This window comes from Erwinia sp. V71 (genome assembly GCF_965644245.1).
Classification (GTDB): domain Bacteria; phylum Pseudomonadota; class Gammaproteobacteria; order Enterobacterales; family Enterobacteriaceae; genus Erwinia.
On sequence record NZ_CBFFRK010000012.1, the window covers coordinates 25,086 to 41,471 of the forward strand.

Consider the following 16,386-nt stretch of genomic DNA (forward strand, 5'->3'; position numbering starts at 1 on the left):
CGCCGGTCAGACCAGCTCCATTCCATCCTGCGCCGCAGGCCTGTTATTGGACACCCTGTCGATATCCGACGGGGCAACCACTCTATCCGGCTGCATGGGGTACGCCAGCAGATATCCCTGAAGGGTGTCGCAGCCGAGGCTGGTCAGGAGTTCCTGTTGCTCGGCCGTCTCCACGCCTTCGGCTACGACCCGAAGGTCAAGCGTCTGTCCCAGGGCGACGATGGCCGAGACAATGGCCGCATACTCTGTGCCGCAAGCAAGGTCGTGCACCAGGCAGCGATCGATCTTGAGTTCCGTGGTCGGCAAGTGCTTGAGGTGCGGCAGGCTGGAATAGCCCGTCCCGAAATCATCAATGGAAATGCGGACACCGATGTCATGCAGCTTCTGAAGGATGGCCTGGCTGCTATCGACGTCACGCATGACCGTCGACTCGGTGATCTCCAGGACCAGCCGATGCGGTTCCAGCTCGTGACGAGCCAGGGCGCCGCGCACAGCGTCGACCAGCCCCGGGTGCATGAGTTGCACCGCCGACAGGTTGACCGCGATAGTCCAGTCTTCACGCCTTTCATGCCGCCACGCGGCCATCTGCCGGCATGCCTCGTTCAGCACCCACTCGCCGATAGGAACGATCAACCCTGTTTTCTCGGCCAGCGGAAGGAACCTCGCCGGTGCGAGCATGCCCCGGACCGGGTGCTTCCAGCGCAGCAGCGCTTCCAGGCCGGTAATCGGACCGTGTGGAGCGGTGAACTTGGGCTGGTAGTAGAGAGCCAGTTCGTTGCGCTTGAGCGCCAAGCGCAGGTCCTGTAGCAGTTGCGCCTGACCGTGCGCGTTGGCGATCATCGATGCCTCAAAGAAGCCGTAGCCGTCGCGACCTGTTCTCTTCACGTGATACATCGCCGCATCGGCATTCGTCAGCAATTCGCCCTGGTTCTCGCCGTTACCAGGGTAGATGGCGATGCCGATGCTGGTTGATACATGAAGCTCATGCCCGTTCACCCGATACGGCTCTCCGATCGCGGCCACCAGCTTGCGGGCCAAAATTCCGGCATCGGTTGGTTCGTCCACCTGAGCCAGGACCACAAATTCGTCACCGCCGATGCGCGCAACGGTGTCACTGCTGCGGGTGTTCTCGACAATGCGTCCGGCAGCCGTGACAAGGAGCATATCGCCCAGCAGATGACCGTAGGCATCGTTGACCGCCTTGAACCCATCCAGATCCATGAACATCAGCGCGAGGCGGCTTTTCTCGCGGCGCGCCCGCTCAATGGCCTGGTTCAGTCGATCCTCAAGGAGCAGACGGTTGGGGAGCCTGGTGAGGTTGTCATGCAAGGCGAGGTACGTCAGCTCCTGATTGGCTTCAGCCAGCTCTTTTGCCAGCAGTGCCGTACGGGATTCCATACGTTGATCGAGCACCGAAACGATCAGCGCGACGGCCATTATGGCCAGCGCAGCCAAAATGATGGTCAGCGCGAACCGGTGTGCATGCACACCGCCTTGCACAGCGCCGCAAATGCTGCCAATCGGAAAGCCCGCTGCTGCCATGCCGATATAGTGCATGCTGGCAAACGTCAGGCCCATGACAGTAGCCGCGCCGAGACGAAGACGTTGCACCTTCGCAGAGTATCGGCGCACTATGAAGGCACACCAAATTGCCGCCGCAGACCCGCCAATCGCTACGAGCACAGACAATCCCAGCAATGTTGAGTCATAGACGATGCCGGGTATCATCCGCATGGATTCCATGCCCGTGTAGTGCATGCCCGCCATCCCTCCACCCAGCACCAGGGCGCCGGCGGCAAGTCGCCAGTGGGTCAACGTTTCTTGCTTGAAGATCCTGAGAGCAAAGGCAGACACGGCGACTGCGAACAGGAGTGACAACAGCGTGATCAGCAAGTCGTAGTCAAGGTCAATCGGCAGTTCGAAGGCCAACATGCCAACGAAGTGCATGGACCAAATCCCGATCCCCAAGGCGCAGGCACCGCCCGCGAACCAACATCGGGCGGGACGATCAGAAGATGTCCTGATCCGGCCTGCGACAATCAGTGTGGTATAGGATGCCAAGATGGCAACCGCCAACGAGAACAGCACTAACAGGCTGTCATAGCTGCCATCAAGCATCTAAAGAATTCCCCTTCTTCAAACCCATTCATCACAGCAATTCAACTAATTCTGTAATGTCACTACAAAGTCTTCCACTTTAAGAAGGGATCGCGCACCAGCCGGGTGTATTTCCAGCTATCCAGGGCATCTTATCTGTGCTCAGGTAGTCCACCTCAATGCAGGATGTTCCAGGTGTTAGAGTAATAACAGGAGCGGGTGATTCTCATCACAAGCCGCCCAGGCAGAAGGCGCACCTCTCAGCGTCATTTTCCCCTTCTAGCCTTTGTGAGGTTTCAGCGCGGTCAGGCTCGATGACCGGGACTGGATGCTCAAAATATATTGAATGGCCCGGTCCAAACGCGAATCGCAGCGCAATTAAATCAGGCAGCGTCGACATTTGACCCCGAAGCCGCAACACCGGGCAATTTCAGGCATAGGCCTCTCGCATCGTCACCAGATAGACGCGCCGGGCCAATCGACAACCCGGTTCGTTGAAGTTCGCTTTGTTTGCAACAGAAACGGGACGGTTGTGTTCGACTGTGGCGACAAACCGGTGTGAAGCAACCGGACCTTTCGGCGAGCGGTCAGGAGCCTGTCATGCAATCTTCTCTTTTCTCTCGTTTTCGCTTTCGCCGCATGCTGGGGCCCCTGATGGGTCTCGCGCTCATCGTCTTGCTTGTGGCGATCTGGTACTTGACGAGCCAATCCGGCTCACCTGCGAAGATCCATGTGGACAACGCTGTCTCGCAAAATTTTCACGCGGGACCGCCATGGCGCTACGGCCGGGCCGACGCGCGCTTTACGCTGGTTTTGTATGCCGATCTCGAATGCCCATACTGCAAGAGCTACTATCCGCTGCTCAGGGCATGGATTGATCGAAACCCCGAGACGAACCTGCAATGGCACCATCTGCCGCTTCCCATGCACGAGCCCGCCGCTTCACGACAAGCCCAACTGGCCGAATGCGCAGGAGAGGTGGATGGCCACGCCGCGTTCTGGCAGGCGGTCACGTGGATCTATCAACAAACCCGCAGCGACGGGGCCGGCATACCTGAAAACGTTCAATACCCTTCGCTCACGCCAGCAATGCAGGCCTGCATCGACAGCACACGTACCGAGGCAATTATTCAGGCGCAGGCTAACGAGGGTTCGCGTGAAGGCGTCGCGGCGACACCGACGCTGAAGCTTAGCGACAACCAAAGCGGCCGCACGCTTGTCCTGCCCGGTCCTGTCGAAGGCGACGCACTGCTGTCCGCGCTGGATTTGCTATCCATCGATGGCGACACCGACCAGGGAAGGAACACCGGGACGCCTGCCACTGGCTCTAGCACCGAGCCGAGATAGTTTGCTGTCCTCAAGGCAAAGTCCGGATAGTCATGTTCCCTGGACAACCTGGGCTGGCAGGCCTTCAAACCGCCCGAACACCGCGAAGGTGTTTGCAGCAGAGAGCATCCGGCCGCGTTGAGGGAAGTCGCACAGTTGCGCTGATCGAACAGATCGACGCCCAACGCTCCCTCCATCAATAGAGGTTCTTCCCGGAGAGAGCCGAGACGCTTTTGGCGTGAATTCGTTCATAGATTTCCTCTCGTGAATATTCACGTCATTCGGCGCACAGGTCCCGAACTTCACCTGACTGCCTTTGACCGCAAGAACGGTGACAGTGATATCGTCCCCGATACGGATGATTTCACCGATACGACGCGTCAAAATGAGCATTCTGCCTCCTTGCTGGTGTTCTGTTTATCTGCAGGAAAAGCCATCAATCGCCGAAGGGAAAAGCCCGCCAATGACAGCGCGGGCGGATTTCCATGGTGTTGGTCAGTCTTTATTCCATCCCGGCCTCCATTTCTTTGAAGTGCCGGGCGGAATTTAATCATGGCAGAAGTATTGCTCTTTTCATAACCGGTTTTGCAGATCAATAATTAAATATTGATCGTTATTATCGATCAGCTTTTGCGGAGCAGAGTTTCAGTTTTGATCGTGGGAATACCTACAAATACTTCTTGAAGCTGCCGGCTGCGATGTCTGTCGCCAATCCCAGCAGCACCGCGCTGGGCAACAGGATGAGTAAGGGGCTCACGCTCAACGGCAGCGCCAGGTAGATCACCCATGGCAGCACAGCCAGAGGCATCAGCGATGCTTTGGCTCGATGGTAGGCGAAACCGGATTCGCGTCCTGCACCGAAGCGGCGTATGTCGCGGCGTACGAGGCCGTCAACCAGCCCCACAAAGGCTGCCATCAGGAACAGCGGCAAGGTCAGCACCAGCACCAGCAAGCGCACGATGAACACCAGGGTCGTATAAGCCGCAGCGATCAGGTAGCTTTCTACCCAGACATATGCCTGACTGATGTAGTAACGAAAATCCCGTGTTGCTCCATTGCTGGGAGCGCTGGCCTGGTTCGCTGCATTGCGCATCCATTCCAGCAGGCCGGTTTTGACGAAGATCCAGTCGTAGGCCTGTTCGACCAGCCAATGCGCAGTGCGCCCCGGCTCCTGTACCAGAGCGCTGCGGGTGAAGTGGCCGGAGAGCTGGGCCAGCTCGTAGTCCAGCATTCCCTGCGCGTGCCGCCATCCCTGTTCAGGCCAGAACAGGTGCATGCCCACGCACTCGATCACGACGCACAGCAGGAGCGAGCCACACAGCACGCCGAAGAGGCGAAACGGCAGCGTGATGATGCCTGCGATCAGCCCTTGCTGGCGGTTCTGCTGGCGTTGCGCTGTCGCGGCCGGATCGCTCATGGCAAAGCCGCCTCATCTTCAGCTGTGGCAATGTGCCGGAAGCCGTCGAGAAGGTCGTCCGGTAAGGGTTCATCCTGAAGGCCGGGGAGTCCCTGGTTTTCCCACCAGTCGCCGGCCTCGACATAGTGTTGACGCATGTAGCCCGCCAGTTGTTGCAGATCCTTCGGCATCGCTTCGTCCGGGTCAGGCGCCGGCAAGGGCATTCGAATCTTCCACAGGTTACCGCCCTCCAGCAATGCGAATGCCTGCCCTTTTGGCAGAGACACTACATGCGCGGGCTCGATCAACGGCACGCTTGTCGCGGTGACGCGATCCTGGGTGTTGCTGGTGAAGTCCGTCTGGCCACGAATATCCGAGCTATCGGTGGCGCCGCTCATGAGCGAAGTCGTGTAAACCTCGACCTTGGGAAGCTGTTTGGTCAAAAGTTCTGCGGTGGCGGTTTCACGTACCCGCAACATGAAGAGATTATTGAAGTTACCGACGACCTGGCCAGCCTTGGCACGGTTGCCGATGCGTGCTTCGATATCGCTTAACGTCTGGGTATAATCCGTGACCTGGAGGCCCGCGCCGCCGCCTTTGTTGACCATGGGGATGAACTCATCGCCCATCAATTCATTAAATTCGTCCGCGTGAACGTTGATGGGAATTTTCACCCCGGTTGCCGCGCCGGGAAGGCCGTCATCAATCCCGAATTTGTAGATGTGTCCAGCGACGGACACCAGATCGCTGAACATCGAGTTCCCGACCGCCGCCGCGGCCTCCGAATCCGACAGGGCATCCAGTCCAACGTAGACGACCGCCCTCTTGCGAATAATCTGCATCCAGTCGAAGATCGGCCGGGGGTCGTTCAGGTCGGAATAGTTGGGGGCGAGCAGCTGTGCTGTTTTGCCGGTGGTTAGCTTCTCAAGCAACGGCAACAACGACGCGACGATCTTGTCGAAATAGGTGCGGTCATAACGCACTGCCGACCGCAAGCCATCAAGCACGGGGTCGTACACGCGCACCTGAGACAGATATTGTTCGAGCGCCACCACGCGCTTCTCCCTGCCCATCATGTGACGGGGCGTGTTCTTGTCGTTGATCCGGCCTTCCAACTGAACGATGATCTCCCAGGCCTTCGGCTCATGGCTGGCGAAGTAGCGTTGGGCATATTCGATAAACAGCGCGTCGATGTTCACGACATGCCGCTGGATCAGCAGGTAGTCCGGCCGCTGCCCCAGCTCCACCAGGGCCCTGGCGATGATGTTGACGAACCGCCATGCAAATTCACGGAATGCAGCGCTATTGCCCTCCCCGGAAAGCTGCCCGGCGATGCGGGTCGCCACTTCACTGATGCGGCCGAAGCGTCCCACAGCGTTGTAGCGGGCCGAAATGTCGGGCCATCCGAGATGAAACACATAGAATTCACCCTCACGCCCGGCGCGTTTGGCCTCGACGTACATCCGCTTCAACAGGTCTGCGTCACCCTTCGGATCGAAGACGATGACGACCTCATGTTCACCGGAGGCGTTGCGCCGACGGATGTCCTGGGTGATGAACAATTCTGCGAGCCTGGTCTTGCCGACGCGGGTGGTTCCCAGCACAAGCGAGTGGCCGACGCGTTCGCCGAGCGGCAGGGTGACGTCGATCTCGTGCGGCTCGATGCCGTGCAAGCGTGGCATGCCTCCCACCGGGGGCAGCGGCCGCGCGGGGTTCAGCGGGCTGTCCCATGCAATCACCCGGGCGAGTTTTGAAAGCGGAAACGGCGCGAACTCCAGGCGTTCTTCGACGCGCCGGGCAAGACGGTAGATCGGCGTGGGTTCGACGTAGCGCCGAAACTCCGGTCGATAGGTTTGCATCAGCCGGTGGGTGTGGCGTTGGTCCCAACGAAAACCACGGCCGATAAACAGGCGCTGCCGGCTAACCGGTACCTGCCTGCTGGTCATGACATAGCGAGGGAGGCGGCGGATATTGCGGCGGTATCGCAAGATGACCATCGCCTCGCGCAAGCGGATGCCACCGAATACGAGGAATGCCAGAGCGCTGCCGAAGCCCAGCAACGGGCTTAACGCCAACGACCAGGGTGCCACCATGCACACCAACGCGGCGCCGGCGCAAACCGCAACGGTGTATAGCTCCACCGCTGGCCGCAGCAGCACTTCCACCGCATGAGGCTGGGCCATGATGGCGCTCTCACTGCTCGATGCCGGTGGGGGTGATCAGGACCGGGTAATGCCGCAGTCCGAGCCGCTGAGCGAGGTCGTCCCCCGATACCGGTGACAAAGTGAGCTCGGGTGCTAGCCTGCGCAGTCCTGCCAGTTCTTCCGCCGAACCGACATTGACCACAAGACCGATGGCGCTGATTTCGTGCAGCGCTGCCTTGCGCTCAAGCAGCCAAGCGCGTGAGCGCTCGTCATCACCGATGAGGAAAACGGGTGTCAGGCCCGGTGCCTGGATCACCCTGCGAGGTTCATCGCCAGGCGACAGCCTCTCAGAGCGCACGGGCAACATATCGGCTTCGCTGAAAGTCTTGCCTGCGGACGGCGGCTCAGAGATCCGCGGCGGGCCCGGTTGACCCTGGCGTGGCGGCAGGTCCAGCGCCTGGTAGTAGGGCAAGGCAGACCTGCCTCCATGGTCCTCGACCACCACGAGAGGCGGCTCGCCTGCAAGGGCTGGCACACCACCGGCACATAGCACAATGCCAAGAATCGGCCTCGCGACGCAGGCAGGGAATGGAAATTTCATGGGGTACTCCTCCTGATGGAAGCATCAGCACGGGAAGGACCGATCACGCGCGCCAGGTGCTGGCTGACACTGCGTCGGTAGCGCGCGGCGGGTGCGCCGCCTGCCGGGCGGTGATAGCGGCCGATGGCGAGCAATCAGTCTTCGCCCGGCGTATGTTGTTCACGCAGAATTTCGGCCGCGATCGCGAGATTGCGATACGGATCGAGCAGATCGCAGGGGCGGCTGTAGCGATGCTTCTGGTAACCCAGATTGATCTGAGCCAGCCCCGCGTCGATGCGGGTTGGCGGGACTTCGCGCAACGCTTTGCTCAGGCCGTCGCAGGCATCGGCTTGGCTGCTGAAGCGGCGGGCGGTTCCTGCGACGTTCAGGGTCCAGGGCCATGGGACCAGTCGGCCCCCACGCCGCAAGCCACTCTCCTGTAGCGCAACGGCATAGAGAACCGGGGACGGAATGTCCGCGCGCTGCGCTGCGACCTGATAGGCAGGAGGCGGAATTTCCTGTGCCCTGGCGAGTGCGGTTCCGGCGAACGAGGCGGCCAGAACCGCGAGCAGGCGTGCATAGCGGTTCATTGCCTTTGCCATTCGCCGCCGACCTGCCGCACGACGGCTGGCAGGTCCCCTTGCAGGCCCAGCGATAGCCAGCGCCCTGCATCATGGTTGAGGGTGATGGAGCCGCTACGAACACGGGCGGGGTCAATCCGGGCACGCCTGGCCCAATCGCGGATGCGGGCATCATCCTGGCGGCTGCCGACCATGTAGAGGTCGAATTCGGCCCCGGAGGTCTGCAATTGCTGGACAAGCTGGCCGCATGGGTCACAACCATCCTTGATGAATACGGCCAACCGGTTCGTATCGCCCGGCACGCCGGCGGTGCTGGAAGTCTGGTTGGCCCCCGGCAGATTGACACGCTGAATACCCGGATGCAGGCGCTGCCAGGCAGCGTCATAAGCACGCTGGTAAGCCAGTGTTTTCTCGACACGCCGCGCTTCGACCTGAACCTGCAACTCGGCGTAGTGCCGGCGCTCTTCATCTGAGCGCGCCTCGATGCCGAGTGCGGTAAGCGGATCGAGATTGGGGGAATAAATGCCCAGCGGACCGCGCATCACCTCCCGGTAGCGTGTCCATTCCTCCACGCGCAATCCCCAGTCGCGAGCGTTCTGCTCCTCGCTGTTGCTCGCGGTTGTCGTCTGTTCCTGACCAGGTACAACAGGGGATGCGGATGTGCGGGTGTTTTGTGCTGCGACGGGGGAGATGACGCCAACGGCCAGATTGATAGCCAGGGCGAGCGAAAGGATCTTGCGGTTCATCTGGCCCTCCTATGGCGCTACCACGCGAAGAACCTGGCCGTTTTTCTGAAACACGGCAGTGCGGTCTTCGATGGTTTCCAGCCGCCAGCCAGCCTCAGATTCGCCGGGCCGCAAAACGTTGGTTAGTGGCGAGGAAGGTCCCCCCACGGGCTGGATCGACAGAAAGCGTTCACCGCCGCGCATTTCGAGACCAACAACCTTGAATGGAGGAACCGCCGCTTTGGGCCTGGAGGCCTGGTTCTTCCGCGTGCGGGTTGGGGCGGGCACGACCTGAGCGGCTTTCGCCAGGCGGGCTTCCAGTTGCTCGATGCGGCTATGCAACGGGGCAAGGCTATCGACCGTCAGCCGTTCGCCGAGGGCCTGCTCGATCCTGGAAACCCGTTGCTCGATGGCCTGACGCTCGGTCTCGAACTGTGTGGTCGTCAATGTGTCGGGCTGCTGACGCTGCGCTTCGAGCTGCTGACCCAGTTCTGCCAGTCGGGCCTCCAGGGCTGCGACTTGCGTGCTCTGTGCGCTGCCGCCTGCCTGTGTGGCAAGGTTGGACAACGCCACGTGGTTCACCACTGCTCCCGTGCTGATCAGCAAGACCCAGGTGATGGTGGCCACGCGCAGCAGCGGTACGCGCGAGCGACGGGGAGAGCCAGGGATGGTGGTCATGGCCGCACCTCCGTTGTGAGCGGACGTCTTTCGACATGACCAACAGTCTTCAAAGCTGACTGTGGGGGCGATTGGGTCTGACTCGATGACGGCTGCTGAACGCGGTTGAAGCAAATCCGGCGGGCGCCATCATCGATTTTCATATCCCAGGCTGGACCTGCCAGTGTCAGCAAGGCATCGCGCAGCAGCATCGGCCCCAGCCGATAGTGGGATGCGGGCAGCGGCAATGAGTTGAGCGCGGTGATGTCGCCCACCGAGCAAAGTTGGTAGCCGGAACGCAGCAGAACGTGACGCAGCGCATCGCCTACTGTCGCGCTGCGCGTGTCGGGGATAGCGACATCGACAACCTGCAGCAACAGGTCTTGCTGTGCCGAGGCCGGCGCCAGTTCGACCAGTGTGTAACGGCCATAGCGAACGACAGGTACGAATTCCGGCTTCTGTTTCGCCGGTGCGATCGCCGGCTTCGCGACAGGGGCGGCCTTAGGCGGAGGTGCTGTCGTCGCGCAACCGCTTATCAATACGGCTGCGATCAACAGGCCGCAGCCCGCCAGATGGCGATGAAAATGGCTGAATGGTTGCATGTGTCGGCTCTCTAAAGCGTGGAACCGACACCATCGCGCTTCTCAATGTGCGCATCATCCAACAAAGGGGAGCGCCCCTCGACCGATTTCTTTGGGCGATTTAACGGGGCGCTCGCATAGCTCAGGATTGTCAACGTGGGAAATGGTCGCCGACGACTATCCTGATCCTATGGCGGAGAGGCCAATTAAGGCCTCCTGCGTAAGTTAAGTAGTTGAAGTATTGCGCCGATAATAGCCACTGCGCCTGCACTGGTCGCCAACATCCATGCAGGCCATTGCTGGAGAAGCAACAACCCTCCCAATGCAGCCCCAAGCGCGCTGCCCAGATAAAGCGCAGATTCATTCAGTGCCACAGCTAAATTGCCATCGCCCTGTTGTTCACGAGCTTTGATCAATTCATTGTTTTGAGGCACCTGAAGCGCCCAGCCTACGGCACCCCAAACAGCGATAGGAAGCATCACCAACCATGGACCTGTTGACAAAGAGGCCGGCAGTAAAAGCAAAGCAACTGCCAGAATAGCCATAATCCACAACGTCAGCGTCGGTCCCTTGATGCGATCCACGAGCGGCCCGATCAGGAAGCTGCCCAGCCCCCCCCCAACTCCCCATACCCAAAGATACGGCGTAACGGAGTGAGGTGAGCCCAGTTCGGCAGCAGCTATCAGTGGAGCGAGGAAGGTGTACATTCCCAGGCTGGAGATCGCCGCGAGCAGGGAAACCAATAGGATGACTACCACGTGGCTATCTGTGAGCAGCGCGATCTTGGCCTTGAGTGGAGTTGCCTGTACCGTTGGCAATGCCGGAAGGCGGGCAAACAATCCTACGAAAGCAATGCCCCCCAAGAGCGTGACCAACCATAGTGCCGATTCCCAACCGAGTTGTTCTGCAAGGAGCAAGCTCAAAGGAACACCCAACACTGTTCCGCTTGCCATACCGCCCATGATTACGGCGATCGATTTCCCTCGCTGATCAGGAGGTGAAAGGGCTGCTGAGGCAGCAATACCCATCGCCAGATAGACACCTGCGCCGATACCGGCGACGGCGCGGAAGACCATCAGCATCGTGAAATCGGTAGATAGAGCGCTGGCAGCGTTGGCCAGGACAAACAACCCGAGGGCTAACAGCAATCCAGTCCGTTGCAGATGCGCGGGTAACAGCGCCACAAAGATAGGGGAGCCCAGTCCGTATGCCAATGTAAAGGCTGTGACCAACTGCGCTGCGATCGCAACGGGTACGGAAAAGGCCGTTTCTATCATAGGCAGGAGCCCAGCAGTAACGTAGGAGGCCATCCCCAGAGCAAAAGCCCCCAAGGATATGAGATAGACTGGCGAGATTTTTTTGTAGTTAGACATCATTGACTTCCGATTAATGGAAGCGGGGCGACACACGTACCGCCCCACAGTTGCAGTTTAAAGAGAAAGCGACACCTCTTTTCCCGTCAGTCAGGCATTTAGGCCGACCACCAACTCCATCCCCATACTGGTCGCAAATTCGGTTCAACGTCACAAAAGATCGATATTGTCCGGACGCCCTCAAAGTGCTCAGAGTTTTATTCAACAAACTTTGATGCATGGTCATTTCCCCCTGGTGCTGACTACATGTCTTTCATTCTTTTCAAATGGTTGCCTGAAGGCGTTTAAATGCCTCTCCGGCAAGTCGCGCCCATTGTGTGTAATTTGTTTAACTATTACAATCTAACTGATTATGCTATTACTAAGGGTGATGGGATGGGCACTACCCGAACTATGGAGCGCACGCGAAAAGAGCTAGCCGACTTTCTGCGTAGTCGGCGCGAGCGCTTACATCCGGCCGATGTTGGCCTTCCGGCTGGTGGGCGCCGCCGTACGCCCGGTCTGCGACGCGAAGAAGTTGCTGCATTGGCCGGGGTCGGATTGACTTGGTATACGTGGCTGGAGCAAGGGCGTGATATCAGCGTATCGGCGACATTTCTGGATAATCTGTCACGGGTCCTGAAGCTGGACGCCGCTGAGCGCCGGTATCTCTATCTGCTAAGCCAGCAGCGTCCTCCCGCAGAACCAGGAAAGACATGGTGTGTCGTACCGCAAGTCGTCCACCGCCTGATGGGTGACCTGGCGCTACGCCCTGCCTACGTGATCAATCTTCGATGGGATGTGCTGGCGTGGAATCAAGCCGCTGACCAGGTCTTCCACTTTTCAAAGCACGCCCCTGAACGTCGGAACCTGCTCTGGATGGTATTCGCTGATCCTGCGACTCAGGCACTATTTAGCCCTTGGGAGGACCAAGCCCTCCATCTCCTATCTGAGTTCCGGCGAGATTTTGTCCGGGCGACGCAAGAGCCTGATATCTGTGCCTTGATCAAGGAACTAGAAAAGGTATCGCCCGATTTCAAAACGTGGTGGAAAGAGCAGACCATCCATAATCATAATATGGGCTGGCAGCGATTATCTCTCGTGGATTATGGGACTGTTGCGTTCGAGTACACCAAACTCACCATTGACGAGGATCACCATCTTCGACTCTTCTACTACGCAGCACTGGATCAAAGCGATCAAGATCAAGGTTTCATCAGTTGGTTGACCTCCTGTGCAGATGAAAAATAGCATCCATCTCACCAGTCGGCGATCTGCAGCCGAGTCCAGCGGTTCGATACCTATGTCGGCCAGAAGTTACAACGTGGAAGAAACGAGAAGGCCGGCGCCCCGATGGGACGCCGGCATGAGGAGTTGAATCAGGCGGCGACAAGTTGTCTTGCCATCGCCACTTCTACGGAGTCACCATCCGTGTTGAGCGCATCCAGGCCGGACTCCGGCACGTCGCCCGACGTGCTCTGCGAGACGAGGATCTTCTTCGCCATCAGCGAAAGGCACGTCATCTGTGACGTGGCCGCATAGCCCAGATAGATGACCTTCACGGCCAGCTTCTGACCGATCCGCCACGATCGGCGCGAGGCCTGTTGGAGCGTGTAAACGTTCCAGCCTGACTGCATAAAGACAATCGTTGGGAACTCCAACAGATCCAGGCCCGTCTTGACCAGTTCGGGATTGGTCAACAGCACATCGATGCCCCGGTCGAGCTGCTCGGCAATCCAGTCTTCGCGTCGTGAGGTGTCCACGCTTGCACGCAGCACTGCGACCTTCAGACCTTCCTGTTCCAGAAGAACCTTCAGCCTCGACGTGGTGTCCCGCGTCCCGGTATAGACGGTATAGGCCAGGACCTTGCGGCCTTCGGCTTTTTCTGCTTTGCAGATGTCGATCAGTTCACGCTCTTTTGGCGTGATTTCCAGCTCGTTGAACTGCGACGGTGTGAAGGCCAGCAATTCCCGCGTGCGGGGATGCGTGACCGTCTCGGGGCGGAAGCACGTGTCCGGCCAGGCCAGAAGCACGTTGAGGACCACACCAAGAAGCGTCGTGTCCCGCTTGCGCAGGGCTTCCTTGAGAGCTGCCGTGAGGCGGCCGGCCAGGTCACGATATGCGACGGCCTGATCGGCCTCCATCGCGACCTCACGAAACTCCTCCTCGTAGGGAGGAAGCACGTTGCCGCCAATGTCCCTGAGTTTCAGGAACACGGTGAACGGCAGCACGCATCGCAGGATGCCCTTCGGCCCGAAGCCAGGCGCTTTGACGGTGCGCACCGTGATCTTGGTGCCCCTGGCCGTCTTGTGCGCCGTGCCGGTGCTTTCGGAATAGATGTCCTTCAAAACGCCGTGTTCGCGCATGAAGGCCATCGCAGCCGACGTCATGCTGCCAGTCCTGGAGGGCCGGTAGCCGTCTTCGATCATCCGCCCGGTCAGCGTCCGGAACAGCAGCGCGAACAAATCGTCCGCGTAGCCGCCCATCAGCGTGCCGGTCAGCAGCAGGGTCCTGCGAGCCTTGGCGGCAAGCACGCCCATCGCCTGTCCCTGTGCGGAACCCGACCCTTTGTACTCATGGCCCTCGTCACACACGAGGAGATCGAAAAAGCCCTGCGGAAGATAGCGTTTGATGAATTCACTGGCTTGATAGCCACCTTCACCAAAGCCAAATTCCATGGAGGCCATTGCACGTTCCATGCGCTGGGCCTGCCGGTCGGAGAACACAAGATCACCGTTCTCGTCCATCAGGTTGATGAACTCGAACAGGTTGTCGCCCAGGAGAGAAACCAGGAACGACTCGCCGAACTTCTTCATCAGCCGCTGGGCCGTGGCCTCCCCGATGGTGGGAATACGCTTGAGCGCCTTGATCACTGCCGAGGACTGGTCGGTGGATGAAAGAGACCGCGGGCGCATCAACGTCCACAGCGCGGATGCGCAATGGCTGCACTTGCGCCGCGACTCCTCCGCCTCGAGCTCGATCGTGTTGATCGGCTCGCCATCGAGATCGGTGATAACGTGACCGCAATGCGGGCATGCGCCGACGAAACCGCCAGGCGTGCGGCGACGGGTGAAAACGGGCTTCCAGTGGAAGCCCATGCGCATCCTGACCCTGCCAAGAACAAAGAACTCCTGGCCGGTGGCCGGTACGCCGAGTTGCTCGCGCAACTTCAGCAATTTGACCAGCGTGTCGGGGCCGTTGAGCACCCACACCTTTGCACCGGGGATGGTTTCGAGGATTTCCCGCCGCCACTTGTAGACCAGGTGCGGCGGCGACAGGACCAGCGTGCGGCGGTAGCCTTCGGCGTTGAGCACTGCGGCGACGGCAATTGCCATCAGCGTCTTGCCCGTTCCCATTTCCGCGTTGATGATTGCGGCGCGTTCACCACGATCGATCAGCAACTCGCTGACAGCATGGATGACTTCGGCCTGCGCGGGGAATGGCTGCCGCTTGAGACGCGACAGAACCCCTTGCCGATGTGGGCGCGCTTCCCCGGTGTAGACCGGAGGATTGGCGCGGTTGAGGCTTTCCAGCAGTTCGTCACCGAATTCGGAAACGAAATCGTTGAGGCTGATGGTCAGAGGTGAGGACTCTGCTTCAGGCAAATCGCCCTGCACGGCAGAATCGGGGATGGTTTCAAGATCGAGGGACATGGTGATGCTCCAAATAGAACGGGGCATGCACCTCCCCCTGTGGGGCGATGGACATGCCCCTGGGTGGGAAGATGAGAAGCGGCGGCAGCAGCCGCATGAAGATCAGTATTCGTCGGGCAACAGCAGCGTGGTGACGCTGCGATCCCATTCGGTGATGATCCAGAGTTTCAGGTCAGGCTCGACCTGGTAGGACGAAAACAGGCGGTCCTCGCCGGTGCGCAAGGCTGTGTCATTGGACTGCCAGTCGCTGTCGTCCAGATCGCCCCAGTCGGCACCGAGATGGCGTGCGAGATAAGGGCCTGGATTGAGCCGGCCCTCGCGGACCAGTTCATCGACGCCGCCGGTCATGACCAGTTGCCCGGTCAGGAATCGCGGTTGCGGGACAACGCTATTGAAAAGTGCTTCATATGCCATGGTGGTGACTCCATAGGGAATGAAGAGCCATGGCACCCGATCGGGGTGAATGGCCCCGGTGGGTGGATGATGCAGGCGACAGAGGTTACTGGGCCGCGGCGGTGGAGGAATGACGCGTTGGCGCGTCAGGATTCGGACGGCAGCATGACATGTGTCGCACTGCGGTCTGCTTCGGTGAAGATGCGGATGGTCAGTTCACGGGTGACGATGTAAAGCGTACCGAGAGGCTCGCCGGACGCCAGGGCGGCATTGTTTTCCTGCCACTTGTTATCCGTCACATCGCCCCAGTCGCCACGGACGTGACGCTGGAAGTAAGGCATCGGATCGAGCCGGCCTTCCCGCATCAGACGGTCTACGCCTTCGCTGAAGATAAAAGCACCGATCGGAAACAGCAAACGGCGGCGATCACTGGACCTGTCGTTGGATGTCATCTTTTTCTCCTGATTGTTGAGCAGGGTCATGACACCCTGGCGGGGCAGCATGACCCCGTTGGGTGAGAAAGCTGACGATGCTCTTCGTCAGTGGGGCCCGGTTTCCTCGGGCAGCTGGATCACGGTCTGGCTGTGGTCCGCGTTGGTGGTCACCAGCAGGGACAGCCGCGGCGTCACTTGATAGCGCGAAGTCAGGGCGCCTTCGGAGCGAAGAGCGGCATCGTTCGCGCGGCGTTCTGTGTCGTCGAGATCGCCCCAATCACCACGCAGATGGCGATGCAGGAAACGATGGGGATCAACCAGCCCCGTGCTGTCCAGCCATTGAACCTTGGCGCTGAGCGTCAGGGCACCGCTGGAGAACAGGGGAATGGAGGCCGGCGCGGTGCGCTGGCGTGGGAAAAGTTTGAAGGACATGGCTTGCTCCTGTTGCGTTGATGAAGAGGTAAAGC

At 59.6% G+C, this 16,386-nt stretch carries 16 protein-coding genes and 1 pseudogene; 2 read left to right on the forward strand and 15 right to left on the reverse strand.

The window, feature by feature from the left end:
- Positions 1-6: 6 nt before the first annotated feature.
- Complete coding sequence (locus ACSZO1_RS04695; protein ID WP_437610025.1) at positions 7-2,118, reverse strand: putative bifunctional diguanylate cyclase/phosphodiesterase; 2,112 nt, start codon at positions 2,116-2,118, stop codon at positions 7-9.
- A 579-nt stretch (positions 2,119-2,697) separates the two neighbouring features.
- Here ACSZO1_RS04695 and ACSZO1_RS04700 point away from each other — a divergent pair.
- Positions 2,698-3,444 (forward strand): DsbA family protein, encoded by a 747-nt coding sequence (locus ACSZO1_RS04700; RefSeq protein WP_437610027.1) that lies wholly within the window; start codon positions 2,698-2,700, stop codon positions 3,442-3,444.
- A gap of 175 nt (positions 3,445-3,619) precedes the next feature.
- On the opposite strand, the pseudogene csrA reads toward ACSZO1_RS04700, so the two are convergent.
- The 10 genes and pseudogenes from csrA to ACSZO1_RS04750 form a co-directional block, all read right to left on the reverse strand.
- Positions 3,620-3,816, reverse strand: a pseudogene (gene csrA, locus ACSZO1_RS04705) (carbon storage regulator CsrA).
- A 274-nt stretch (positions 3,817-4,090) separates the two neighbouring features.
- A complete protein-coding gene (locus ACSZO1_RS04710; protein ID WP_437610029.1) occupies positions 4,091-4,840 on the reverse strand; it encodes a TIGR03747 family integrating conjugative element membrane protein in 750 nt (249 codons plus the stop codon).
- Positions 4,837-7,002 (reverse strand): type IV conjugative transfer system coupling protein TraD, encoded by a 2,166-nt coding sequence (traD, locus tag ACSZO1_RS04715; RefSeq protein WP_437610031.1) that lies wholly within the window; start codon positions 7,000-7,002, stop codon positions 4,837-4,839. The genes ACSZO1_RS04710 and traD overlap by 4 nt, the downstream gene beginning before the upstream one ends.
- Before the next feature lie 10 nt (positions 7,003-7,012).
- Positions 7,013-7,564: an integrating conjugative element protein gene (locus ACSZO1_RS04720; RefSeq protein ID WP_437610033.1), complete on the reverse strand. Its 552-nt coding sequence runs from the start codon at positions 7,562-7,564 to the stop codon at positions 7,013-7,015.
- Positions 7,561-7,698, reverse strand: a complete 138-nt coding sequence (locus ACSZO1_RS04725) for a hypothetical protein (protein WP_437610035.1) — start codon at positions 7,696-7,698, stop codon at positions 7,561-7,563. The genes ACSZO1_RS04720 and ACSZO1_RS04725 overlap by 4 nt, the downstream gene beginning before the upstream one ends.
- Positions 7,699-8,145, reverse strand: coding sequence for a lytic transglycosylase domain-containing protein (locus ACSZO1_RS04730; RefSeq protein ID WP_437610037.1), 447 nt, complete (start codon positions 8,143-8,145; stop codon positions 7,699-7,701).
- The gene (locus ACSZO1_RS04735) at positions 8,130-8,870 is read right to left on the reverse strand and encodes a TIGR03759 family integrating conjugative element protein (protein WP_437610039.1); all 741 of its coding nucleotides are present in this window, start codon (positions 8,868-8,870) and stop codon (positions 8,130-8,132) included. The genes ACSZO1_RS04730 and ACSZO1_RS04735 overlap by 16 nt, the downstream gene beginning before the upstream one ends.
- 9 nt (positions 8,871-8,879) lie before the next feature.
- Complete coding sequence (locus ACSZO1_RS04740) at positions 8,880-9,527, reverse strand: hypothetical protein (RefSeq protein WP_437610041.1); 648 nt, start codon at positions 9,525-9,527, stop codon at positions 8,880-8,882.
- On the reverse strand, positions 9,524-10,108 hold the full coding sequence (locus tag ACSZO1_RS04745; RefSeq protein ID WP_437610043.1) for a PilL N-terminal domain-containing protein: 585 nt from the start codon (positions 10,106-10,108) through the stop codon (positions 9,524-9,526). Before ACSZO1_RS04745 ends, ACSZO1_RS04740 begins: the two co-directional genes overlap by 4 nt.
- A gap of 185 nt (positions 10,109-10,293) precedes the next feature.
- A complete protein-coding gene (locus ACSZO1_RS04750) occupies positions 10,294-11,460 on the reverse strand; it encodes an MFS transporter (RefSeq protein ID WP_437610045.1) in 1,167 nt (388 codons plus the stop codon).
- A gap of 375 nt (positions 11,461-11,835) precedes the next feature.
- On the opposite strand from ACSZO1_RS04750, the gene ACSZO1_RS04755 reads away from it, so the two are divergent.
- A complete protein-coding gene (locus tag ACSZO1_RS04755; protein ID WP_437610047.1) occupies positions 11,836-12,690 on the forward strand; it encodes a helix-turn-helix transcriptional regulator in 855 nt (284 codons plus the stop codon).
- A 128-nt stretch (positions 12,691-12,818) separates the two neighbouring features.
- On the opposite strand, the gene ACSZO1_RS04760 is transcribed toward ACSZO1_RS04755, so the two are convergent.
- From ACSZO1_RS04760 to ACSZO1_RS04775, 4 genes are all read right to left on the reverse strand, one after another.
- Positions 12,819-15,119, reverse strand: coding sequence for a DEAD/DEAH box helicase family protein (locus ACSZO1_RS04760; RefSeq protein WP_437610049.1), 2,301 nt, complete (start codon positions 15,117-15,119; stop codon positions 12,819-12,821).
- A gap of 75 nt (positions 15,120-15,194) precedes the next feature.
- Positions 15,195-15,506, reverse strand: a complete 312-nt coding sequence (locus ACSZO1_RS04765) for a plasmid related protein (RefSeq protein WP_437610051.1) — start codon at positions 15,504-15,506, stop codon at positions 15,195-15,197.
- 125 nt (positions 15,507-15,631) lie between these two features.
- Entirely contained in the window at positions 15,632-15,937 is a 306-nt protein-coding gene (locus tag ACSZO1_RS04770; RefSeq protein ID WP_437610053.1) for a plasmid related protein, read from the reverse strand.
- Between the two features lie 87 nt (positions 15,938-16,024).
- Complete coding sequence (locus ACSZO1_RS04775; protein ID WP_437610055.1) at positions 16,025-16,351, reverse strand: hypothetical protein; 327 nt, start codon at positions 16,349-16,351, stop codon at positions 16,025-16,027.
- Positions 16,352-16,386 lie beyond the last annotated feature (35 nt).